Here is a 23,849-nt window from a genome sequence, read left to right as displayed (position 1 = left end):
TTTATGGATCTGCATTCAATCGTCGAGACAACCAAGAAGCACGGCAACTCGCCCTACAACGCAATCCTCGCCCTTTTCTAAACGGCGACTACATCGGCGCGTCCGCTGAATAGTTACTATTAATCCGGACGTAGCCGGTCAAAAAACAAAGCAAGCGTCGCGACATTGCCGCAATGTCGCGACGCTTGCTTTGTCATGTGCGTAATATTTTTAAAATAAATATGGTGTCTTTATATAAAAATAGGTGGTAAAAGTGGTGATTATGCACTGAATTTGTAGTAAAACGGGAGTTTTTTGCCCTTATAGGTGAAATATTTATTAAGAAAAGTGTTAAAAAATTTGGCCGTATATATATATATATATTTGCATCCAGATATAAAATTAAAATAATTTTAACAAACTAAATTAAAATCTAAAAGTTGCTTATGAGAAAAGTTTACTCAGCCCTTGCCGCAGCTATGTTAGCATTTATATCGATGGATGCCTCAGCGTTTACAGTTGCTCAGATAGCCGGAGAGTATGAAGCCAAGGACATGGATTTCTCTATGAATTATTCATGTTTCATGAGTTTCGGTGTGGCCGAAGATCTGGAAGCAGTTTCGTGGACAATGCAGATTTCAGTCATAGAGGGTAATAATGTGAAACTCACACAGTTTATGAAAGAAGGCATCAATTATGGCCTTCCTAACAATAAGTTTGATATGGAGGGTGTTTTTGATCCCGCAACCAACACCATAACCATTGCAGCGAAAGATTTCAACTATCCAAATCCGGGCTTTTCATTCCTGCCTGCGTTTGAAAGGACCATTGCCAAATATGACGGCGTGACGGACGTAGCCGAGAACAGTTCGATAGAGACGTTTGAAAGCTTTACCGCCACATTTGACAGCAATATGAATCTTACGGTTTCACCCTGGGCCATATACACCACAACCAGCAAGCAGGTAAACTGTATACCCGACTATAATAACGGAACGGCCAAGGGTACTTACTTCACACGCAATGGCTCGATTGATATCGAAGGACCGACCGGCATCGAATCGGTAGGATATGACAGCAATGCACCCGTTGAATACTTCAACCTCCAGGGTGTCAAGGTCGAGAATCCCGAGAGCGGTCTTTACATACGTCGTCAGGGCAATAAGGTCGAGAAGATCATTATTCGCTGAGTCGTATAATCATCGAAAAAAATCATACACGTTTAAGTACAGGAAAAGCCGAATGTCTACAAATATTCGGCCTTTTCTGCTTAAATAAGATTGATGCTGAGGCTGATACCATTTCGTTCCGCGATATGTCAAGTCGTGTAATTATGGAATAAAGAATTAATCTAAAACCAATCATATCGAAATGAAAAAGAATGAAATAAAAATCATTCTGACGTTAGGCGTGTCGTTGTTGACGGCATCTGCATTGCCGCAAACAACATTTGCGCAGCAGACCAAAGCCGCAGCCACGGCTAACGAGGGTGTGCGTGTGGCAGGTAGTGTGCACGATTCAGACGGGGAGCCGTTGCCGGGCGCGACGGTCAGGGTAAAGGGAACAAAACTTATGGCCATGACGGATGTCAACGGCCGGTTTTCATTGCTGATGAAGAGTGACAAACGGGTTACACTTGTGGTAAGTTTTATCGGTATGCTTACCGCAGAGAAGCAGTGGAACGGAAAAAACGTGAATATTGTCCTTGAATCGTCACCCACGACTCTTGCCGAAGTCGCTGTGGTCGGCTATCAGGAACTTGACCGACGAAAAACTACCGCAGCGGTGACTACCGTAAAGATGGACGACATCCTGATGCCTGACATGACTACGGTCGACCAGGCACTTGAAGGCCGTATTCCTGACCTTATGTTCTCGCAAAACTCCGGCTCGGTAGGAGCGACGGCGCGTCTGCGTGTGCGCGGTACCTCGACTCTTGTCGGCAACCGCGAGCCGTTGTGGGTGCTCGACGGCTTTATTATCGAGGATCCTGTCAATGTGAGCAACGAACAGCTCAATGACCCGGATTATGTCAATTATATAGGTAACGCTATCGCCGGCATCAATCCTCAGGACATCGACCGCATCGACGTGCTGAAGGATGCTGCCGCCACTGCGCTCTATGGCACCCGAGCCGCCAACGGCGTTATAGTCGTGACAACCAAAAAGGGTCAGGAGGGACCGCCGACCATCAGGTATTCGACCCAGCTCAAATATACGCAGCGTCCGCGATATTCCGACGAGAACATCAATCTGATGAACTCGCAGGAGCGTATGCAGTTTGGCAAGGACCTCTGTGACCTTCATTATGTGTTTCCACAATATATGCCGATGGTAGGATATGAGGGCGCGTATAACAGGTTTCAGACAGGGCAGACTTCCTATGACCAGTTTCTTGACGAGGTGAAGTGGTATGAGACCACCAACACCGATTGGTTTGACATCCTGTGTCGTGACGCATTCACCCAGTCGCATACAATCAGCATTTCGGGCGGTAATGAAAAGACCCGCTATTATTCGTCGCTTGGCTACACGGACGACAGCGGCACGGTGAAAAGCGAATATGTGAAACGCTACACTGCGGCAATGAACTTGTCGACAAGTTTTACCAGCAAGCTGAAATTCAATATGAGCCTGAATGCCAATGTTCAGAAAAAGAATCACTTGCCATCGGAAGTAAATCTGCTCAATTATGCGTATGAGACCACGCGCGCATTGCCGGCATATAATCCCGACGGGTCGCTTTTCTATTATAAGAAGAAGGGCTATGGTGTCGGCACCGGCAAATCGACAAATCAATATAATTACAACATATTTAATGAGATAGAGAATACTGCCAGCGATTATTCGGGCAACACCATTCAAGCAAGCATGCAGTTGAGCTATAAGATTTTGCCGAGCCTTGACCTCATAGCCGCCGCAAATTACAGCCGCAGCTCGACATTGCAGTCGACATGGTTTGGTGAACGCTCCAATTATGCCGCCATATTGAAAAACGGAGAGGCTGACGATATACCTCAGACCGGTCAGAACGGATTGTGTGAACTCCCGTATGGCGGAGTCTACAATACGACCAATACCATTACGGAGAATGCGACCGGCCGTGTGCAGCTTAACTTTCGCCACAATATGGGTGGCGGTAGTCTTATAACGGCATTGGCAGGTTTTGAGGCAAGCACTTACACATCGGACGGCATCAGTGACCAGACCCGCGGCTATTACAAAGACCGAGGCATGCAATATTCGTCACTCACCGGTACCGACCTTGACCTGTATCCGTTATACAAGGAGTGGATTGCTCAGAATCACAGGACGATGACTGCGGCAAAAACCAATAAACTGTCGGGCTATCTCACCCTGACTTATGACTACAAACGATATTTCACGCTGAGTCTCAACGGACGCTTTGACGCTTCCAATAAGTTTGGCAGCCGAAGCAATGAAAAGTTTCTTCCGGTCTATTCGGTGTCGGGACGCTTTGATGTCAAACAGACATTGCTCAAAGAGATCACACAGGTCGAGATGTGGAACATCCGTTCATCGTTTGGCGTGACAGGCAATATGCTTGACAACGAGACACCCAATCTCATCATACGTCAGGGCGTGATGGATTCCTATTATGGCGAGAATGTCTCGACCGTAGCCGCGTTTCCTAACCCTAATCTCAGATGGGAGCAGACACGTCAGTTTAACCTCGACTCCGATGCCACACTTTTCAGCGGACGTCTTATGCTTGAGGGCGGCATCTGGTATAAGCACACCACTGATGCGTTTTCTACGGTCAATGTGTCGACGGTCAACGGCCGCCGTTCATATAATATGAATAACGGCACCATTGACAACCGTGGTTATTCGATATATATAAAGGGTTATCCCATTTATACCCAAGACTGGAAGCTGTATCTGTCGGCCGGTTATTCTTATGCGAGCAATACCGTACAGTCGGGAGCCAATGAGAATTATACGATTAACGACTATCTCAACGGCACCGCCATTGTCGACGGAAAGGCTATCGGCACATTCTATTCCTACAGGTATCTCGGGCTTAATCCCAATACGGGTATACCGATGTTTGACGACTACAATGACCGCCGTCATCTGCTTGCCAACAAGACTCTCGCCGAGGTTGTGCCCCTCGTGATGATGGAGAGCGGCAACCGAGACCCTAAACTGACTGGCTCGATCTATGCCACTCTGACATGGAAGCAGTTGTCGATGAACATGAATTTCAACTATCGTATCGGCTCAAAGATGCGACTGTTCAACCTGTATACTCCCGTTATGTATGGCATCTCATCGGAGAAGAATGTCAGAAAAGAATTTCTTGACCGATGGATGCGTCCGGGCGATGAGAAACACACTGACATACCTGTAATCCTCAGTCCGAGCGACCCCAATTATGAGTCTACGATGAGCCATTGGACCAATACAGAGTCGGCCAAGGTAGTCGACAAAATACCGGCTTTTGGCGGCAACACCTGGAATATGTATGATTATTCCGATCTGCGTGTGGTGCCGGGCGATTATCTGCGACTCAGTAATCTGATGCTTTCCTATCAGTTCCGTCCCGCACAGCTTGTGCCTGTCCGTCTCAAGGATCTGCGCCTGAGTCTGTCGGTGACCAATGTGTTTACCCTGAAATCGGGCAAATTGCAGGGTCAGGATCCTCTGCAGGCCAACTCGACTGCCATCACGATGTCAGTGCGTCCGGCCTACACATTTTCAATGAATGTATCATTTTAACGAATCACACTAATGACAAGATATATCAAACTGATTGCCGTAATGATGTCGGTGGCATTGACTACAACATCGTGTGGCGATTTCCTTAATGAATATTCGCAGGATATGGTTGTGGCGAAGACGGTTTACCATCTTGATGAGGTGCTGCTCGGCAACGGCTATATCAAAAGTACCATAGTCGAAAGCGGCCCGACGATAGGCAATGTGGCAGGATTTTTCAATGTCCTGGACGATGATGTCAACACCGGCAGTGTCGGGTCGGAGACGAGCAAGACCTGGGGTAACTGTCTGTCGAACATCTTCGGATGTTATGCCTGGCAGCTTAGAGTCGGCAGCAACTATAATGCGTCAAATTTCAGCAGTGACAGCTATACGTGGGATAACTTGTATTCACGTATCAATGTGGCCAATATCATACTTGACGAGATAGTCGACATGCCTCATTCGACAGAGGCAGATGAGGCGACATACTACAGAGTGCTTGGAGAAACTCATTTTTTGCGCGGATATTTCTTTTTCACACTTGCCAATCTGTATGGCGATGCCTATTCTCCGGCTACTGCATCTGAAAAACTGTGTGTCCCGCTGAAGCTGACTCCGTATATCGAGCATGACAAGAATAAGGATACACAGTTTAAGCGTGCTACTGTCAAAGAGATATATGATCAGGTGGTGTCGGATCTTACAAAGGCTGAAGAGTATCTGACAAGAAGTCCACAGAATGTGTCGCATAAGCTGCATCGTGCTTCGTATGAATCGGTGGAGCTGTTGCTGAGCCGCGTGTATCTTTATATGCAGGAGTGGGCTCTTGCCGAGGAGAAAGCCGACAATGTAATCAAGTATCCTCGTGTGGCACTGGCAGGCCTGAGCTCGTTTTCCAACGGAGCTTTTCTGACGCGTGACAACGTAGAGATATTGTTTTCACAGGGTGCCAATTATCTTTCACGCGAGGACCTTTTCACCGCGCGCCCAGGAGATTTCTGCGTGAGTCGTGAACTGCGCGAGCTGTATGATGAAAAGGATTTGCGCGCCCGGTGTTTCTTTGGAGTGCATAGTCTGAGCGACAGTGTCACGCTGACCAATAAATACGAGCGAGGGGCCATAGTGTCGCATATCTCGGATGTGTTTACCTTGCGCACGGCAGAGGCTTATCTCAATAAAGCCGAGGCGTGTGCCATGCAGCCCGGCAAGGAGCAGGAGGCGTGTGTATATCTGAACCGTCTGCGGGCCAATCGAATAGAGAGCTATGAAGACTGCACCTATACAGGTGAGGAATTGGTCAAACAGATACGTGACGAACGCCGCAAGGAGCTTTGTTTCGAGGGGCATCGTTGGTTTGACCTGCGCCGCTATGCTGTCAATGAGCGGTATCCTTATTCAAAGCAGATAATCCATTCATATCATGCGTGCGGTGATGCCGGCATATCATATTCGCAGATGTTTATGCTTGAGGAGAATGATGCCGCCTATACGTTTGCTCTGCCTGAATCGGTGATACAGTTTGACAACGTGCCTATGCCTGACAATGTGCGTAAGGAAAGGCTTCCGATGGAGGTTGAGACTGTGGAACCGGAGGTGCCGACAGACCCGTTTCAGCCGCAGTCATAAGATGTGTCGATTGACCCGTGAATAAAATATTTTATAAGACAAGATATATGAAAGGATATATATACACGATGTTAGGGATGCTGCTTTTGCTGGCGGTCTCCTGTGACAATACGGAGGATGTGCTTGAAAACAAGATTGACTTTTCGTCGCCCTACGTCATAAATGATGATGCCGATGACCCGATACAGCATCACCGTTATCTTATATACGAGAAGTATGGGGTGCCTGTGTTTTTTAACGATACGGTGTCGGAGACATTCATAGGAATGGGCTATGACGGAAAGCCTATCTATCGTTATGAGACGCTCGACTTTAACTGGAGCTTTTCGTCACACAACAAGTCAAGTGTCACATATTTGTATGATTATATGACCGATGCCGAATTGCAGGAGAAAGCATTGCAGTTTGTCGACGAGTTTTTAAAAGAGGCATCCAGACCGATGCGCCCGTTCTCGATATTTCTACCGGAGTCGTTTACAATCAAAAACTCCAACGGAGTCACGACTGCTCCGCAGTTCTGGAACGGTTTCCGCACACTGGTGATACCGACAGTGCACAATGTCGAAGAGGCGCAGATACCGTCGTTTACCCACATGGTGCTTCAGTCGATGGTCAAAGACCGGGTTATGAACAGCGAAACCGTGTCGGCGGCTTTCGGAGAGGTATCGGGTACTAATAATTATGACAAGCTGTGGGTTGATGACCTGAAGTGTCAGTGGGGTGTAGAGCATAAGGGTATGCTTTGGGACCCGGCCGACTTGTTTGCCAGAGGTGTGGAACTCAGTTATATTACACAATCATGGGTGACTAATGTGAGCACAAGGGCCGAGTTTTATGCCGAGCGAGATCTGATATTCCGTGAAATCGGTAATCTGGGCTTCATCTGCGGCAATATAGCAGAGACCAAGGGACATCTTTACAGCCCGAAAAATGTCAGCGAGGATATGGAATTTTATCTGGACAATATGCTCGGACTGGGGCGTGAGGCTTTTGAGGCGCGATATTGCTCAAGTTCGCTTGTAATTGAAAAGTATACCATTCTGGCTGATTACATCAATGATGTGCTTGGTGTGCAATTTTAAAATGACAGACAGTTATGAAAAAAATTAACATATTTATGCTGATGCCGGCATTGTGTTTTGTGATGTCGGCCTGTGAGGATGACGGCGGCAGTCAGGCAGACATGTCGAGAATCATGCCGGCAGAAGATTTTGTGGATTCGCGCGATGGCAAAACGTATAAGTGCATACGGATCGGCGACCAGATATGGATGGCCGAAAACCTTGCTTACTTCAATGAGGGCGGGACGCTGGCCGGATGTTTCACATGGAATCAGACAATAGCCAAGCCGTCAGACTTCATTTTGCAGGAGCAGGTGTTTTGTGACTTGTGGAATGCCACGGCCGATGATCCTGCTCACAACTGGTCGGTTGAGTCGTTTTATTCAGCCGAGCAATACAAAGGCTGGCTCGACTTGTACACAGGCGGCACGTATACTCAGAAGGAGTTTGTCGCTTCGTTCAGCGGGATATATTACAGGGCCTTCATGGATGCGTTTAATGAGCGTAAGCTTGATTATGTGGAAAATAATCTTGCTGAGTTTCGCGACGTGTCAGTCGGGCTGCTAAATGGGTTTGAAGCCGATAATGGCCATTATTCAGAGACTTACGGGTATCTGTATTCTCTTGATGGAGCTCTTGAGGCAATTCCCGACGGATGGCGATTGCCCGACGACGAGGATTGGATGAAGCTTGAGAGTGTGCTTGGTCTCTCGGCCGATGAATGTCGTCAGTTGAACGCATGGCGTGGATCATCGGCAGGCGATTTGCTCAAAAGAGGAGGTGGCTCTGGTTTTGAGGCTCTCATGGGTGGTGCCGACCATTATCGCGGCGGAGGTGCGCATTTGTATATCAATCGTGACGAGTCGGCTTATTTCTGGGTCAATGAACGGTCAAAGGTTGATGTTTCGGATGGTGAAGACAGTTCGTCATCATCGCAGACCACCACGGTCAATGAGGGTCTGGTACGTCAGGTGTCGCTCTATTCGGCAGGAATATGGAGAGGCACAATCAGACTTGATGTAAACGGTCGCAGCATCACATGTAGTGTGCGCTGTGTTAGAGATGCAAAATAAAGTAGAGTTATGAAATATTATTTATTATTGATTTCGTTTTTATTGCTTGCCGGTCATATTAAGGCCGATAATGAGGCAAGTGCTGCCAAGTCAAAGATGATATATGTGAGTTCATTTGACGAGGCCAAGGGTGTGTCAAGAAGAACCGGGAAGCCGATTTTCATAAATTTCTATGCCAAATGGGCCGCTCCATGCCAGGGTATGGATGAGTTTGTGTTCAGCGACGAAGAGTTTGCAAAATACATGGATAAGAATTTCGTGAATTATTTTGTGGACGTGAAGACTCCCGAGGGTCAGGAGTTGGCAAAGGCTTATGATGTGAGAAGTTATGCCTATTATGCAGTTGTTGACTGCAACGGTCAGATGATACAGCCGATAGGCAGTGGGGCGGCATTGCCTCAGTTTAAGGAGTTTGTGTCAATATCTCTGAGCCCTAAGACATCGTATGTGGCCAACAAGAAAAAGTATGAGAGCGGCAAATATTCTAAAAAGGATCTTAGAAATTACATCCGGTCTATCAGAGTGGCCGGTATCGGCAAGGATTTTCATCGGCTGATAAATGAATATATGGGCATGTTGGCTCCTAAAGAGTATCTTGATAAGGAAAATTGGGAGCTTCTCTATTATGAGCGAGACAGGAACAATAGCTTCTTTCGTTATCTTGTGGAGAATAAGCCACAGTTTGTCAAGAAGTTTGGAGCAGAAAGCGTCAATAGTTTTATCGGACGAGCCTTTGCCTCCGACGTATTGGGCTATGCCACAGGTGATGCCGACATGGAGGCCTTGAATGCGATAGGTGAAGAGTTGGAGAAGGTCGGTTTGCCTGACACGGCCAAAGTGAATGTCGTATATAACATAGCAAGGTTGCGTGCCACCCGCAGTTATGTCGATCTGTTCAAATATATGGACGAATATGGCCGATATCTTGAAGGTGAGACTATGTTGCGCCCAACCATCGAACGGTCTTTTAATTTCAAATCGTTGACAGGCGATGACGAGAAGGCGTTGGTGGACTATCTGCAACGTGCGATAAAAAGAGAAACGCCAAATAATGCAAAGCATTTGCAGAATCTGCTGACTTATATACAGGAGCCGGCAAAAGGTATTGTCTTTGAAGAAGGACGCCTTGCTGATATATTGGCCAAGGCTAAGAGTGAAAACAAACTTGTATTTGTCGACTGCTACACATCCTGGTGCGGTCCGTGCAGAAGTCTTGCGACAAATGTATTCACACGCGATGATGTGGGCAAATGCTACAATGACAGATGCGTGAATATAAAGATAGATATGGAGAAAGGGGAGGGTCCTTCATTGGCCGAGAAGTATGGTGTGTCGGCGTTCCCGACCATGCTGTTTCTTGACCATGAAGGAAATGTTCTTGACCGTATCATCGGATACAAGGATGCCGACGCACTGATTGAAGCGGCTGAAAAGATTGCGGTAAAGTGACCGAAGCCGTATATTGGTAAAATAAAATGTGGACATAAAGTTTATTTTGAAAACTTTATGTCCACATTTTTTATATGCTCTTCCTTGATATTATATAAATGCCAGGATGATGAGCTGGGCGATGATGACGCGGCAAAACATCGAGAGGGGATAGACGGTGGCGTAGCTGACTGTCGCGTAGTCGCCGGGCACGATGTCGTTGGCATAGTTGAGGGCCATGGGATTGGCCATGCTGCCGCATAGCATGCCGCAGGTGAGTCCGAAGTCAATGCGGCATATCTTGAGTGCCACAAAGCCCATTATGATTACGGGCACTATGGTTATGAGAAATCCGAGCAATATCCACAGGAGTCCTTCGGGGCGCATTATTGTGTCGATGAAGTGGCTGCCGGCTTCAAGGCCGAGACATGCGAGATAGAGTGACAGGCCTATGCCACGCAACATAAGATTGGCACTCCGGGTGGTGTAGGTCACGAGGCGGAACTGTGGCCCGAACCGGCCGATGAGGATGCCTATGATGATGGGGCCTCCTGCCAGACCGAGTTTTATCGGTGTGGATATGCCGGGTACCATGATGGGTATCGAGCCGAGCACCAGGCCGAGCACGATGCCTAAGAATATGGCTCCGAGATTGGGGTCTTTGAGTTTTATTTCGATATTGCCGAGGGTCTGCTCCACTTTCTCGATGTCGGCCGCGCTTCCTACGACGGTGAGAATATCGCCGAGCTGCAGTACCAGTTCGGGTGTGGCGAGCAGATAGAGGCCTGAACGGCTGATGCGGCTGATGTTGATGTGATATTGCTTGCGCAGGTGGAGCGAGCCGAGTTTTTTGCCGTTGATTGACGGTCGGCTCACGATGATACGGCGCGATACGAGCTGATTGTCGATGGAGTTCCAGTCGATGTCTTTTTTATTCCAGTCGCGCTCCTCCTGATGGCCGAAAAGGACCTTGAGACGTTCGTTGTTTTCGGGAGTGGTGATTACAAGCAGGTGGTCGTCTTTCTTAATCACAGTGTCTGACTCGGGCAGGCTCACGGTGTCGTCGCGCCACAGACGTGAGATGACAAATTTAGTACCGGCCAGGGCCGAAATCTGACGTACGGTCATGTCATAGATGGCCGGATTGCATACTCGAAACTCGGCAATGAAAGTCGTATCGGAGTCATCGTGAGGTGATGACAGCGGGGTGCCCGGGCGAATGAACATCTTGCGCATGAGGATTATGGCAAGGATGACACCCACGACACCGAGCGGATAGGTGACCGCACAGCTCAGTGCGGCACCGTTGGCCGACAATCCCACCTGTTCGAGTGCCTGCTGGGCGGCTCCGAGAGCCGGGGTGTTGGTGGTGGCTCCGCACAGCAGACCGGTGGCGTCGCCGATGGGCACGCCAAGCAGGAGTGTGCAGAGTATGGCCATGACTGTGCCGATAATCATCACGCCGAGGCCGAGCATGTTGAGCTCGAGGCCACCTTTACGGAAAGAGCTGAAGAAGCCGGGGCCGACTTTGAGACCAAGCTCGTAGACAAACAGTACCAGGCCGAGATTTTCGGTGTAGTGGAGTATGGTCGGGTCGATTGACAGGCCTATGTGTCCGGCAAGGATGCCGGCGAAAAACACAAAAGTCACCCCCAACGAGATGCCCCACACTCTGATTTTGCCCAAGGCAAGACCGATGGCTATAATTATCGAGATGATGATGACCGCCTGTAGAGCCGTGTGGCTGAAAAATAAATCAGTTAACCATTGCATGGTGCAAAGGTACGAAAAAATATCGTTTGCGAGAGTTGAATTATTTTATTAATTTTGTCGGTAATATCATTAGATTACGCATCAATGAATTTTTCACGGTTTACAATTGCTGCAATTCTCATGGGGGCGGCCTCGGTGTTTGCCCTGCATGCCGCTGTCAAGGACCTGCCTGTAAAGACGGTCAACGGACGTTTGTATCACTATTACGAAGTCCCTGCCAAAGAGACAGTATATTCGCTTTGCTATAAGCTCGATATATCCAAGGACGAGATGATACGTCACAATCCGTCGGTGGCCGACGGGTTGCGGGCGGGTATGACATTGTTTTTCCCGGTAGAGGAGAGTGCTGAAACGGCTGTACAGCCTTCTGCCGCCCCGGGACGTGTCGTCAGTCATCATGTGCAGAAGGGTGAGACGATATTTGGCATAGCGCATAAATATGGTGTCAACACCGAGGCGGTTATTGAACAGAACCCGGTGCTTAAAAACGGTCTTAAAGCCGGGCAGACGATTCAGATAACCGTGCCCGGCACTGTTGTCGAGCCTAAGGTGGCCGAGTCCGCGCCGGCTCAGCCTGCTCCGGTTCAGCCTGCCGGTGTGAAGGGATATATAGTCAAAAAGAAGGAGACGTTCTATTCGATAGCTGTGGCCAACGGTCTGTCGGTGGCCGCGCTTGAGGCTGCCAACCCCGGAGTGACGTCGCTCAAGGAGGGACAGGTGCTCAATATACCGGTGCGCGAGGTGCCGGCCCAGACTGTTGCCGATGCGTCGGCCGCGCCCACCGGTGACAAGAGTGTGGCCGAGGCTACTGCCGACAGTGTGACGGTTGCTGCCGCCGATAAGTCGGTGTCGCTGGCCGTGATGCTCCCGTTTATGCTCAATGAGGAGTCTCCGAGCAAGAATGCGTGTCGTTACACCGAGTTCTATAAGGGACTCCTGCTTGCCGTTGACAGTCTGCGTAACAACGGAACTCCGATACATGTTACCGCTTATGACACCGAAGGGTCGGTGCTCAAGGTGCGCGAGGCCCTGACCGACTCGACATTCCGCAGGCATAATGCTATTATCGCTCCCGACAATTCCGCCCAGATGGCCATACTTGCCGAATATGGTAAAAATAATAATGTCAAGGTGGTCAATACGTTCATAGTCCGTGACGATTCCTATCTTACCAATCCTGACATGGTGCAGGCTAATCTGCCGAGCCAACTGATGTATCGCAAGGCAATTGATGCGCTGATGGAGCGGTTTGAGAATGCTACTCCTGTGTTTCTTAACATAAAGGGAACGACAGGCGACAAGACCGATTTTGTGGGCGAGTTGCGCAAGAGCCTTGACGCCAAGGGCAAGACCTACATGGAAGTCGAGGCAGACGGACGTCTTACCGTGGCTGATCTGAAACCGCTTCCGGCCGACGGCAACTATGTGTTTGTCCCTGCTACCGGCCGTCAGGCTGATCTCAATAAACTTATGCCCGGCATCATAGAGTGGCGTGATCAGGCTGTGACTCCTACGGTGCAACTGTTTGGCTATCCCGAGTGGACCACATTCCGCGGCGAGACTCTCGAGAATATGCACAACCTTAACACCACAGTCTATTCGCGCTTCTATACCGATGAAGAGTCGGCCCGCACCAAGGATATCGATGCCAGATACAAGCAGTGGTATGGGGCGCGGATGGAGAATGCCGTGCCTCGTCTGGGACTGCTCGGATTTGATACCGGCATGTTTGTGATACCATATATGCTTAATGGCGGAGACAAGTATGACGGCGTGCAGAACGGATATTATCTGGTAAGGTCAGGTGAAAACGGCGGAGCCTATAACGACGCCCTCTATTTCGTGACGTTCCGTCCCGGTAACGTAACCGATAAAACACGTATCTGAAGATGAGGATGCGAGTGTTGTCAGTGTTGCGTCTTGCGGCCTTGGTCGGAGTGATGTTGCTGTTGCCGTCTGTGGCCATGGCGCAGCGGGAGTATTCTCCTAATTTTTCGGTCGGAGTGCGTGGCGGAGCCACACTTTCCAGCATGGCGTTTACGCCCGAGGTGCATCAGAGCATGATTCAAGGCTTGACCATGGGTGTCACCGCCCGCTACACCGAGGAGAAGTATTTCGGTCTTATCGGCGAGGTCAATATCACCCAGCGTGGATGGAAAGAGGATTTTGTCCGCGATGAGGCTCCCCAGTTTGAGTATTCGCGCACGCTTACCTATGTGCAGATACCTTTGCTGACGCACATCTATTTTGGCTCGCGCAAGGTCAAGGGCTTCTTCAATCTTGGTCCGGAGGTCGGATTTCTTATAAACGACAAGATTACGGCCAATTTTGACTATAATAAGTATGATGCCATCGAAGGGTTTCCTCAGGGCTATCGCACAAACGAGCAGTTGAGGATGGAGGTGCAGAATACATTTGACTATGGCATCGCCGGAGGTGCCGGCATAGAGTTTTTTATCAACCGTCGCAATTCCATACAACTCGAAGGCCGATATTATTTCGGGCTTGGCAACATTTTCAAGGCTACCAAGCGGGATTATTTTGCATCATCGCGCAGCACTTCCATCGAAGTAACTCTGTCTTACCTTTTCAGGGTGCTCTGACCGGGAGATGGATTCGCGTGAAGGCTTTGTGTTCTATCGTCCGAGTGAACCGTTGCGCCGCTATGTACGCTATTACTGGGTGTTGCGGAGTAACACGGCTTTTGATGAACTGACATTCCCGATAGGATGCCCGCAGCTTATATTTCATAAGAAGACACCGTTTTATATTCCGGAGTTGCATGTGTGTCAACCTGCATTTGCAGTGAGCGGGCAGGTCAACTTTCCGTCTCGGCTGCAGTCGTCCGGCGGGCTGGAGATGATAGTTGCTGTGTTTTATCCGCACGCACTCGGTGTGATATTGGGGATGCCGGCTTCAGAGATATATAATATAGAGGTGTCGGGCTATGACCTTCCCGACAGAAGTCCGGCCGAGCTGGCCGATCGGGTGTATGACACGACCGATGACGCAGAGTGTGTTAAACTTATAGAATCGTGGTTGTTGTCGGTTATTTACGGCCGAGGTCAGACTCTTGACAGCCGGCGTGTTGAGGCGGCCTTAAGTATGCTGTTGTCAGACACCGGGACGAGTGTCGGGGCTATGGCTGAATGTGCATGCCTCGGCACGCGTCAGTTCGGCCGGGTGTTTCGCTCGATGGTAGGTATGGGACCTAAGGAATATGCGAGGATTGCGAGGTTTCAGAAATCATTGTGGATGATGCAAGCCGGCGGACGGGATTTCGCATCCATAGCCTATGCCTGCGGATATGCCGACCAGTCGCATTTCATACGGGAATGCCGCATTTATAGCGGGCATACGCCATTGTCATTGCTTGAGGCGACGGGCGGAGTATATTCCGATTTGTACTCATCGCCGATGTGAGACACCCCCTAAATGTCCGAAATCTTCTATAATAGTTGTGGGCAGATGTGTAATTTTGTGGCAAAAAAGCCATGATGCAACAAATTGACCCTATGGAGACTACCAGGGCCTATGCCTGGGAAATGTGGATGAACGCGCCGATGCCGATGGTGACGTTTTTCAAGACGCTTGATGTGACACGTGTGCTCAGAGTGAGCCGCCGACACGGATTGAAATTCAATATGCTGATGTGCTGGTGCATAGGACGTGCCGCTTCTCAGATAAGAGAGTTTTTTACATTGCCTGTTGACGGTCGCCTTATGAAGTATGACTCTTTGGCAGTCAATACAATTGTTGCCAATGGGATGGGGGAGGTGTCGTCGTGTGACGTGCCTTTCAGTGATAATATAGTTGACTTTTCGGCCGACTATGACCGTTTCACACGGCAGGTGGCCGAGAGCTGTGAAAACCATGATTTGACTGAAAGCATGGTCATAGGCACTTCGGCTCTCGTGGATTATGATATAGACGGAGCGGTCGGTATGTATAGCGGAGTGTTCAACAATCCGTTCATGATATGGGGACGGTATAAGAGGGGACTGTTTAAAACTCGACTGAGTGTATCATTTCAGTTTCATCACACGCAGATGGACGGAGCGCATGCCGCCCGTTTTCTCGACCTGTTGCAGAAAGAAATTTCCGGATTGAAGATAAATTTTTAAACTCCATGCAATCTCTCGGTGCCATTATACGTTGTGGATACATATATATAATGACATTATGAGAGATTTTGTAGCTATAGATTTCGAGACAGCCAATGGCAGCAGGTCAAGTGTGTGCAGTGTCGGTATCGTGATAGTGCGAGGCGGAGAGATTGTCGATAAGTTCTACAGCCTGATACGTCCCTATCCCAATTATTATACCCACTGGACCACGGCGGTGCACGGACTGACCAGGGGCGACACTGATGACGCGCCGCCGTTTCCCGAGGTGTGGGCTCAGATAGGTCCTAAGATTGAAGGTCTGCCACTCGTGGCGCATAACCGTCCATTTGACGAAGGTTGCCTCAAGGCTGCGTTTCAGGCTTATGGGATGATTTATCCGTATTATGAATTTCATTGTACGCTGAGTGCCTCGCGCAGATGTCTTCGTCTGCCCAATCATCAGCTTCACACCGTAGCGGCTGAGTGTGGGTATGATCTGCACGACCATCATCACGCGCTTGCCGACGCTGAGGCCTGTGCGGCCATCGCAATGTGTATACTATAATATAATTAAGGTGGTGGGGTAGTTGACGGAGTGATTGTCCAATGGGATTTATTGGCTTGATATAGAGTAGAATCAGTCTGGTGTTTGCATAGAATAAAATAAATTTGTGATTTTGCGTAATCAATTACGCAAATATTTACATATATGGTATTCTTTGAAAAATCCGGAATATTGGCAATGGGTAGCCGTCTTCGTTGGCTTGCCGATATTTTAACACGTGACGCTGCTGAAATTTACAGCATGTATGATATTGATATCAAATCGAAATGGTTTCCTGTATTGTATATGTTGTTTTATGATTCGGACCCTTCATTATGTGTCTGATTCTATGTCATGACATTTGCCAATGTCGTGACAAATAGGTAATTTTGCGGTGCAAAAATAATACCATGAACAGACACATAATTACAGCATTGTTTATAGCCGGCGTGTTGTCGGCGAGTGCCGATGACGCAGTGCCTGCATTTCCCGGTGCGGAAGGTCACGGACGGTATGTAACCGGTGGCCGCGGTGGCCAAGTGATACATGTGGCCAATCTTAACGACTCCGGAGCCGGCTCATTGCGCGAGGCTCTTGACAAGTCGGGCAAACGTATCATTGTCTTTGATGTGTCGGGTGACATCCATCTCAAATCCAATCTGGCCATCAAACGTGGCGATGTCACCGTGCTCGGTCAGACTGCACCCGGAGGCGGCATCACCATATGTGACCAGACGGTCGAGATCAAGGCCGACAATGTGATATTGCGGTTTCTGCGTGTGCGGCGAGGCGAGCTCGTCTCGACCGATGACGGCGCGGATGCAGCGTGGGGCAGAAACCGAAAGAATATAATGCTCGACCACTTGTCGCTCTCCTGGAGTACCGATGAGGTGGCATCGTGGTATGACAACCGTAACTTCACCATGCAGTGGTGTGTGCTTGCCGAAGGTCTTGCTTCGGGGCATACAAAAGGCACTCACAGTTATGGAAGCATATGGGGTGGCAAAAACGCCTCGTTTCATCACAATATGATAGCCCATGTCAACAATCGTGTGCCACGTATCAACGGAGCCCGATATGCGTGGACCGGCTATGACACCTCAAAGTATCCCAACGTCGTGGAGGCGGAGCGTGTTGACCTGCGTAATAATGTGTATTACAACTGGGGCAACGGCAACGGTTGTTACGGCGGACCGGGTGGCGGATACTGCAACATAGTCAATAACTACTACAAGGCCGGTCCGGCAACCAAAAACAAGACACGAGTGCTTCAGGCAAGCGTGTGTAGCTCAGGCAACGGAGATAAAAAGCATCCCGAGCTATATGACTATGCAAGCAGATATTACATCGACGGCAATTATGTGACAGCGGCTTCCGTGCCCGACAGCTATGACTGGAAGGGTGTGATATATGACTCGGGCCACGTTACATTTAACGGCGAGAGATATGTAAAGGATGCCAACAATTATTATGTGGCCGATGAGGAGGATGTGTATAATTCTTCAGGCGTGCGTTATGTCAAGATGAAACTTAGCGGTCCTATAGATGCAGGGGAGGTGACAACTCACTCAGCCAAGGCAGCTTTTGAGAAGATGCTCACTTATGGCGGGGCTTCGCTCATGCGTGACGGTCATGACGTGCGCTATATGGAGGAGGCGCGCACCGGCACTGCGACATTCAAAGGATCGCTCAATGGATGGCAGGGTATTATCGACAAATGTATCGATGTGATTCCCGGATACGTAGGGACGCCTTATCCCTGGTCGACTCCCGAGTCGACATCCGCTCCTGTCGACTCTGACGGTGACGGTATGCCCGACGAGTGGGAGATACTCAACGGCCTTGATCCCAACAAGAATGATGCGTCGCTCTACACAGTCGATCCAAAAGGCTGGTATACTAATATAGAGGTGTATGCCAACTCTCTCGTAGAACATATAATGAAGGGCGGCAACAGTGATGCCGAGAGTGCGGTTGAGGAGTATTATCCTGAGCTTGTCCAATCAGGCATTGATGATATTGACTGTGGAACACGCAGTGAGGTTGTAAGAATTGAATATTACAATCTCAACGGGGTGCGTCTTGCCGAGCCGACGCAGGGCGTGAACATACGTCGTCTCTATTATGCCGACGGGCATGTGGAGACTGACAAGGTGGTAAAGTAAGTATGAAGTAAGTATAGAGTATAGAGGCGAAAATTATGAGAACATCGTTTTTCCTATCGTTGATAGTGGCCGGAATGTTGTTTGTTCCGAGCCGGATTGCGGCTAAAGCTCCCGAAGTGCCGCGTGACACATCGTTTACCGTGTGGTCTACCAATAAGAAGGTGATAAAAAAGCATCCCGAAGTAACAGTCATGCCGCCGGTTTTGCCCGAAGGAGTGAAGGCATATGAAAATGTGGTGTATACACATTTCAACAAGACACCTTTCGGCCCCAGAGATCTGCATGTCGACATATTCCGTCCTGACAATGACAGCATATATCCCGCCCTGTTGATGATACACGGGGGCGGATGGAACTCAGGCGACCGTTCGCTGCAGGTGCCGATGGCCCAGCAGATAGCCAAAGCGGGCTATGTGACCATACCGGTGGAATATCGTCTCATACCCGAGGCTCTTTATCCAGCCGGCCTTCATGACATCAAGACAGCAGTGAGATGGGTGCGCAAGAATTGCAAGAAATATGGCATAGACCCTGACAGGATAGCAGTGTCGGGATGCTCGGCCGGAGCTCAGCTCGCGACACTTGTAGGTGTCACCAATGGCTCGGCCCGTCACGAGGGCAAAGGCCAGTGGGGCAAGGTGTCAAGCCGTGTGCAGGCGATTGTGAGCATGGACGGCATCGCGACATTTGTATCGCCTGAGAATATAGCCGATTCGGAGGATTATTTCAACAAGCGCGGCAAACTGCATGTCAACGCCACATGGCTCGGGGGATTGTATAAAGATTCGCCCGACAACTGGAATGAGGCATCGGCCGTCAAGTGGGTTACTTCTGAATCAGCCCCGGTGTGCTTTATCAACAGCGGATTGCCGCGCTATCATGACGGACGCGACGAGTTGCGTGCGCTCTATGACGGTTATGGTATATATTCCGAATGTAACGAGATAGATGTAGATGTGCATCCGTTCTGGTTTTTCCATCCGTGGGTTGACGAGACGCTTAGCTATACGATAAAATTTCTTGACAAAACTTTGAAAGAGCAATAATCGGGTTATTAGCGGATTACGCATGGAGGCTTTGGCTGAGCCCAAAATCTTGTTTGCGTAACGACGGAATTATTGCTAACTTTGCAACATGATTGACCTTACGCCTCACATAGAATATCTGTTGATGAATCACGACTGTGTCGTGGTGCCCGGACTTGGTGCATTTCTTGTGCATGAGACCCCTTCGTTCTATGACTCAGAGGCCTGTCGGTTTATGCCGCCGTCGCGTTCTCTCGGATTCAATCAGGCTCTTACCATCAATGACGGTCTGCTTGTCGAGAGCGTGGCCCGCAAGCGCGGATTGACTCTTGACTCGGCGCGTGTCGAGGTGGAGAGTGTAGTGGCATCTTTCCGCCATCAGCTTATGGCTGTCGGTTCGCTCTCTCTTGGCAGTCTTGGTGTTATGACATGCAAGGATGACACTCTCATATTCGAGCCGTCGTCATCATCGGCCGTGACCATGCGTTATGCCGGTCTGATGCCACTGGCTGTAAGTCCTCTTGTCGAGGAGAGCAATGAGGCTGACGATAGGATTACTGTTGTTGGAAGACGTGAGGTGTCGGTGCCCGTTCCGCTCAAGATTGCAGCCTCCGTTATCATCATACTTGTGGCTTGCGGAGTGTTTTTTACAGCCGACAGTCTTATAGGAAACCGTCAGACAAATTATGCATCGCTTGATTCGGGCCTTAGGGCTCAGGTGGACTATCCTGTAATGTCGGCTGATGAGAGTGGACTTGCCGTTTCACGTGAGATAGAGCTTAACATTGCCGCTCCGCGTCAGGAATCCATAGCCGAGACTGCTCCTTCAGCTTCTGCACCTGTGATTGAAGCTCAAAAGCCCTCGGCTCCGGGACGTTATCTGCTTGTGGTAGGTTCGTTTCCCGCGATGAAACAGGCTCTTAAGCACATAGGCGGTGACAGCCGTCTGGCCGTCATGGAGATGGATGGCAAGTATCGCGTATATGCGGCTTCTGCCGCTACCAATGCCGAGGCTCATGCCAAGGCTGATGCTTTGCGTGAAGAGTTTCCTTCCGTCTGGATTTGCCGCAGGTGATTTGTCTTTCAGACAAAGGTTATAAGGTTATAAGGTTATAAGGTTATAAGGCGCGGCCGTTTTGGCCGATTTTTTACCTGAGTTTGTGCGATATTAATACAATATACCGATTATGGATTTTCATGAACTGATTATCAACCGTCGTTCGATACGTAAATATACCGACGAGCCGATTTCGCCCGAGGATGTGAAACTCATACTTGAGTCGGCCCTTTTGGCTCCCACCTCCAAAAGCGCGCGTGCATGGCAGCTTGTGGCAGTCGAGGATAAAGCCACACTCGAAGTGCTTGGTGGGTGCAAGCCTGCAGGTGCTGTCTCGGTGGCGCGATGCCCGTTGGCCATTGTCGTGGCAGTCGATTCGACTAAGTCGGAGGCCTGGATGGAGGACGCTTCGGTCGCTGCGTCATATATGCAGCTTCAGGCCGCATCGCTCGGACTCGGCTCTTGCTGGGTGCAGGTGTATGGCCGCTTTACGGCTGACGGCACTCCCGCCGACCAGTTCGTGCAGGAGACACTTGGCATACCGGAGACTTGTTCGGTGCTCTGCATAGTTACTTTCGGTCATGCTGATGAGATAAGAAAACCGCAGGATACCGAGAAACTGAAATGGGAGAACGTTCACATAGGACGCTGGTGAGAATCGTATTCATCGGGGCCGGAAATGTAGCCTCGCATCTTGCTCCGGCCATGGAGGCATGTGGAGTGGGCAGAGTGTGTCAGGTATATTCGCGCTCTGAAAGTTCGGCCGTTGCACTGTGCGACAGGTTGGCCAAGGCAACTGCGATTACCGATGCCTCACGCATAATCACCGATGCCGATATATATGTGGTGAGTCTCGTCGACCATGCTGTTGGCGAAGTGCTCGCGGCGGTCAAGGATGCGATGGAGCGATGTGGCATCAGGAATGATGCCTTGTGGCTTCACACGTCAGGCTCGTTGCCGATGGAAACTCTGGCAGGGATGTCGGAGCGGTATGGTGTGTTTTATCCTTTACAGACTTTTTCCAGACGTATTGCGGTCGACATGGCTCAGGTGCCGATATTTATCGAGGGGAGTTCTCCCGAGACGACCGCGAGCATAAAGGCTATGGCCGAGGCAATGTCGCGCTCGGTGCATTATGCCGACGGAGACTTGCGCAGACGCATGCATATCGCGGCTGTATTTGCATGTAATTTCACTAATTATATGTTTACGGTGGCAGACGATTTGCTCAAGGCCGACGGACTGTCGCTTGATGTGCTCTATCCGCTCATCCGCGAGACCATGCGCAAGGCGATGGAAGGCTCGCCGGCGGCAGGGCAGACCGGTCCCGCCGTGCGTGGCGACCGTCAGGTGGTGGAGCGTCATGCCTCAATGCTTCCCGACGGGCTGGCCGATATATACAGGCAGCTTTCGGAGGCAATATATAAAAGGAGTTTACAAGTTTAGAATTGGAGTTCAGGCATGAGCAGGATTGACTATGACCTTGCGTCGATAGACGGTGTGGTGTTTGATATGGACGGAGTGTTGTCAGCGTCGACAGTGGCCGTGCGAGAGGACGGCACATTGCAGCGTCACTCCAATGTCAAGGATGGCTATGCCATACAATATGCCATCAGATGTGGCATCAGGATTGCTGTCATATCGGGAGCACGTGACCTGTCGATGCTTCCGGCTTATCGTTCATTGGGCATCGAGGATGTCCATTTTCACGTCGTGCATAAAAAGACTATGCTCGAAGAGTGGATGGCGGCGCGAGGACTGACACCTGACAAAGTGGCTTATGTGGGCGATGATATACCCGACATTCTGGCAATGCGTATGGTCGGATTACCTTGCGCTCCGCGTGACGCGTCGGTCGAAGCCAAGGCCGAGGCACGTTATATATCGCCATGCTGCGGCGGTCAGGGAGTGGCGCGTGACATCCTGTCGCAGATACTTTCGGCCCGAGGGGAATGGATGGGAGAGAAGGCCTTTGAATGGTAATCTCCCGCTGTAGACGTCAAGGCTGAAGATAGAGGGGCAGGCAGCGTGTCATATATTCCTTGGCTTTTTCCCAGGGTGTGTAAAGGTCGCTGCGGCCCGGAATGAGCGGAACAGGCACTTCGTTGAGATCCACGCGTACATAGTATCGGCCGCTCTTTGATTTAAAGAGAAACATCTGGAGGTTTGAAGCCATCGGCACCACATGGAAGTCACGCCAGTGAAGTCCGACAGTGTCGAAATAGTTTGTCATATAGTAGCATCCCGGCAGGCGCATTAGCGCGAGCAGCGGCATCATGGTCTCGGCATGTCCGAAGCGCAGCATCACGGCATATTCGTTAGACCCTTTGACTGCCTGGTCCATAGTCTCCATCATGTCGGAGAGGAGAGCCGAGGCCATGTCCATCGGGGCCTGAGAGAGAGTCGAGGCTGAGTGGGTGAGGTAGTGATGCAGATTCTCGATGCTCCAGAGGGCGTTATATTCCTCGATAGTCATATATTTTGAGGCATCGGCCGGAATCGCCATCGCCGCACATCCGGCCACCACTTTATATACGACGAGCGAAACGTCCTGAGCCTCGCCCGGAGCGAAGGGGTATTTGTCGCCGAGAATTTTTTTTGCGACTGAAACAGGTGTGGTGGCATCTACAAAGCTGTCATATACTTCATGCCACTGCTTACTGTCGATATACTCCTTGTAATCCTTGTCGTGAGTCCAAGGGCGGACGAGCGGCGAGTTCTGACGGCCGGAGGCCGAGTAGATTTCCACACGGTTGTTGAGTCGCGTGAGCTGATGGGTAAATTCATCCATCGATGCTACACATCTCGGAACGTATGACGATATGGCATTGACTTTGGTGTCGATAAACAGTGACGGCACCAATATGTGCAGGCGCGAAGCTATGCCTCTCTGTTCGGCCATGCCGAGCGAATCGAGCGCGCCCCATCGGCCGGCAGTGTTGCGCACTATGGTGTTACAGAGCTTTTGCAGTTCGCGGCCGGCAGGAGTGATGGTGTGGAGGCTGTCGGCCCGGCCAAGATAGCGAGAGAGAGTTGACGTGTATTTGCTTGACGACAAAAACCTCGCTCCATGACGGCTCATGTGATTGACAAAGACCGGAGTCAGTGAGTCGGGAATGGCGCGCGGAGCCTGGTCGGGGACAGGGTAGGGCATGGCCGAGCCCTGACACTCGGTGTAGCTGTAATGGGTAGCTGTCGGGTCGGCGGCTGTGGCAGCGAGACCCAAAGCAATTGAGCAGAGTATAAATATTACCTTACGCATTGTATATTACGAGGTTTTTGTTTAG

At 50.0% G+C, this 23,849-nt stretch carries 19 protein-coding genes; 17 read left to right on the top strand and 2 right to left on the bottom strand.

Features of this window, described 5'->3' with window-relative positions; translation table 11 throughout:
• The first annotated feature begins 458 nt into the window (after positions 1–458).
• The 6 genes from QGT73_RS07470 (at position 459) to QGT73_RS07445 (ending at position 9,913) form a co-directional block, all read left to right on the top strand.
• Positions 459–1,169 carry a hypothetical protein gene (locus tag QGT73_RS07470; protein WP_280122021.1) on the top strand — a complete coding sequence of 237 codons (711 nt, stop codon included), beginning with the start codon at positions 459–461 and terminating at the stop codon, positions 1,167–1,169.
• Positions 1,170–1,350: 181 nt separating this feature from the next.
• Entirely contained in the window at positions 1,351–4,722 is a 3,372-nt protein-coding gene (locus QGT73_RS07465; protein WP_280122020.1) for a SusC/RagA family TonB-linked outer membrane protein, read from the top strand.
• A 12-nt stretch (positions 4,723–4,734) separates the two neighbouring features.
• The gene (locus tag QGT73_RS07460; protein ID WP_280122019.1) at positions 4,735–6,330 is read left to right on the top strand and encodes a RagB/SusD family nutrient uptake outer membrane protein; all 1,596 of its coding nucleotides are present in this window, start codon (positions 4,735–4,737) and stop codon (positions 6,328–6,330) included.
• 47 nt (positions 6,331–6,377) lie between these two features.
• On the top strand, positions 6,378–7,412 hold the full coding sequence (locus QGT73_RS07455; protein WP_280122018.1) for a hypothetical protein: 1,035 nt from the start codon (positions 6,378–6,380) through the stop codon (positions 7,410–7,412).
• Between the two features lie 14 nt (positions 7,413–7,426).
• Complete coding sequence (locus QGT73_RS07450; RefSeq protein ID WP_280122017.1) at positions 7,427–8,464, top strand: FISUMP domain-containing protein; 1,038 nt, start codon at positions 7,427–7,429, stop codon at positions 8,462–8,464.
• Positions 8,465–8,473: 9 nt separating this feature from the next.
• Entirely contained in the window at positions 8,474–9,913 is a 1,440-nt protein-coding gene (locus QGT73_RS07445) for a thioredoxin family protein (protein WP_280122016.1), read from the top strand.
• Positions 9,914–10,003: 90 nt separating this feature from the next.
• Here QGT73_RS07445 and QGT73_RS07440 read toward each other — a convergent pair whose 3' ends face one another.
• Positions 10,004–11,665: a putative transporter gene (locus QGT73_RS07440; RefSeq protein WP_280122015.1), complete on the bottom strand. Its 1,662-nt coding sequence runs from the start codon at positions 11,663–11,665 to the stop codon at positions 10,004–10,006.
• Positions 11,666–11,749: 84 nt separating this feature from the next.
• Here QGT73_RS07440 and QGT73_RS07435 point away from each other — a divergent pair, with 84 nt between their 5' ends.
• From QGT73_RS07435 to QGT73_RS07385, 11 genes are all read left to right on the top strand, one after another.
• On the top strand, positions 11,750–13,552 hold the full coding sequence (locus QGT73_RS07435) for a LysM peptidoglycan-binding domain-containing protein (RefSeq protein ID WP_280122014.1): 1,803 nt from the start codon (positions 11,750–11,752) through the stop codon (positions 13,550–13,552).
• An 8-nt stretch (positions 13,553–13,560) separates the two neighbouring features.
• Positions 13,561–14,268 carry a porin family protein gene (locus QGT73_RS07430; protein WP_280122013.1) on the top strand — a complete coding sequence of 236 codons (708 nt, stop codon included), beginning with the start codon at positions 13,561–13,563 and terminating at the stop codon, positions 14,266–14,268.
• A 7-nt stretch (positions 14,269–14,275) separates the two neighbouring features.
• A complete protein-coding gene (locus tag QGT73_RS07425) occupies positions 14,276–15,088 on the top strand; it encodes a helix-turn-helix domain-containing protein (protein WP_280122012.1) in 813 nt (270 codons plus the stop codon).
• 74 nt (positions 15,089–15,162) lie between these two features.
• Positions 15,163–15,789: a CatA-like O-acetyltransferase, family 2 gene (locus QGT73_RS07420; protein ID WP_280122022.1), complete on the top strand. Its 627-nt coding sequence runs from the start codon at positions 15,163–15,165 to the stop codon at positions 15,787–15,789.
• Positions 15,790–15,847: 58 nt separating this feature from the next.
• Positions 15,848–16,336 carry a 3'-5' exonuclease gene (locus tag QGT73_RS07415; protein WP_280122011.1) on the top strand — a complete coding sequence of 163 codons (489 nt, stop codon included), beginning with the start codon at positions 15,848–15,850 and terminating at the stop codon, positions 16,334–16,336.
• Positions 16,337–16,725: 389 nt separating this feature from the next.
• The gene (locus QGT73_RS07410) at positions 16,726–18,480 is read left to right on the top strand and encodes a pectate lyase (RefSeq protein WP_280122010.1); all 1,755 of its coding nucleotides are present in this window, start codon (positions 16,726–16,728) and stop codon (positions 18,478–18,480) included.
• Positions 18,481–18,515: 35 nt separating this feature from the next.
• On the top strand, positions 18,516–19,526 hold the full coding sequence (locus tag QGT73_RS07405; protein ID WP_280122009.1) for an alpha/beta hydrolase fold domain-containing protein: 1,011 nt from the start codon (positions 18,516–18,518) through the stop codon (positions 19,524–19,526).
• A gap of 88 nt (positions 19,527–19,614) precedes the next feature.
• Positions 19,615–20,580, top strand: a complete 966-nt coding sequence (locus tag QGT73_RS07400) for an HU domain-containing protein (protein WP_280122008.1) — start codon at positions 19,615–19,617, stop codon at positions 20,578–20,580.
• 112 nt (positions 20,581–20,692) lie between these two features.
• Positions 20,693–21,217 (top strand): nitroreductase family protein, encoded by a 525-nt coding sequence (locus tag QGT73_RS07395; RefSeq protein ID WP_280122007.1) that lies wholly within the window; start codon positions 20,693–20,695, stop codon positions 21,215–21,217.
• Entirely contained in the window at positions 21,187–22,008 is an 822-nt protein-coding gene (locus QGT73_RS07390; RefSeq protein WP_280122006.1) for a Rossmann-like and DUF2520 domain-containing protein, read from the top strand. Before QGT73_RS07395 ends, QGT73_RS07390 begins: the two co-directional genes overlap by 31 nt.
• Positions 22,009–22,023: 15 nt before the next feature.
• Complete coding sequence (locus tag QGT73_RS07385; RefSeq protein WP_280122005.1) at positions 22,024–22,545, top strand: KdsC family phosphatase; 522 nt, start codon at positions 22,024–22,026, stop codon at positions 22,543–22,545.
• A gap of 16 nt (positions 22,546–22,561) precedes the next feature.
• Here the strand turns inward: QGT73_RS07385 and QGT73_RS07380 are convergent, their stop codons facing one another.
• Complete coding sequence (locus QGT73_RS07380; protein WP_280122004.1) at positions 22,562–23,824, bottom strand: histidine-type phosphatase; 1,263 nt, start codon at positions 23,822–23,824, stop codon at positions 22,562–22,564.
• Positions 23,825–23,849: the final 25 nt, after the last annotated feature.

It is taken from the genome of Duncaniella muricolitica (genome assembly GCF_910574735.1).
GTDB lineage: Bacteria > Bacteroidota > Bacteroidia > Bacteroidales > Muribaculaceae > Duncaniella > Duncaniella muricolitica.
The sequence above is the reverse complement of the archived record's forward strand: the minus strand, read 5'-3'. Positions and strand labels throughout refer to the sequence as shown.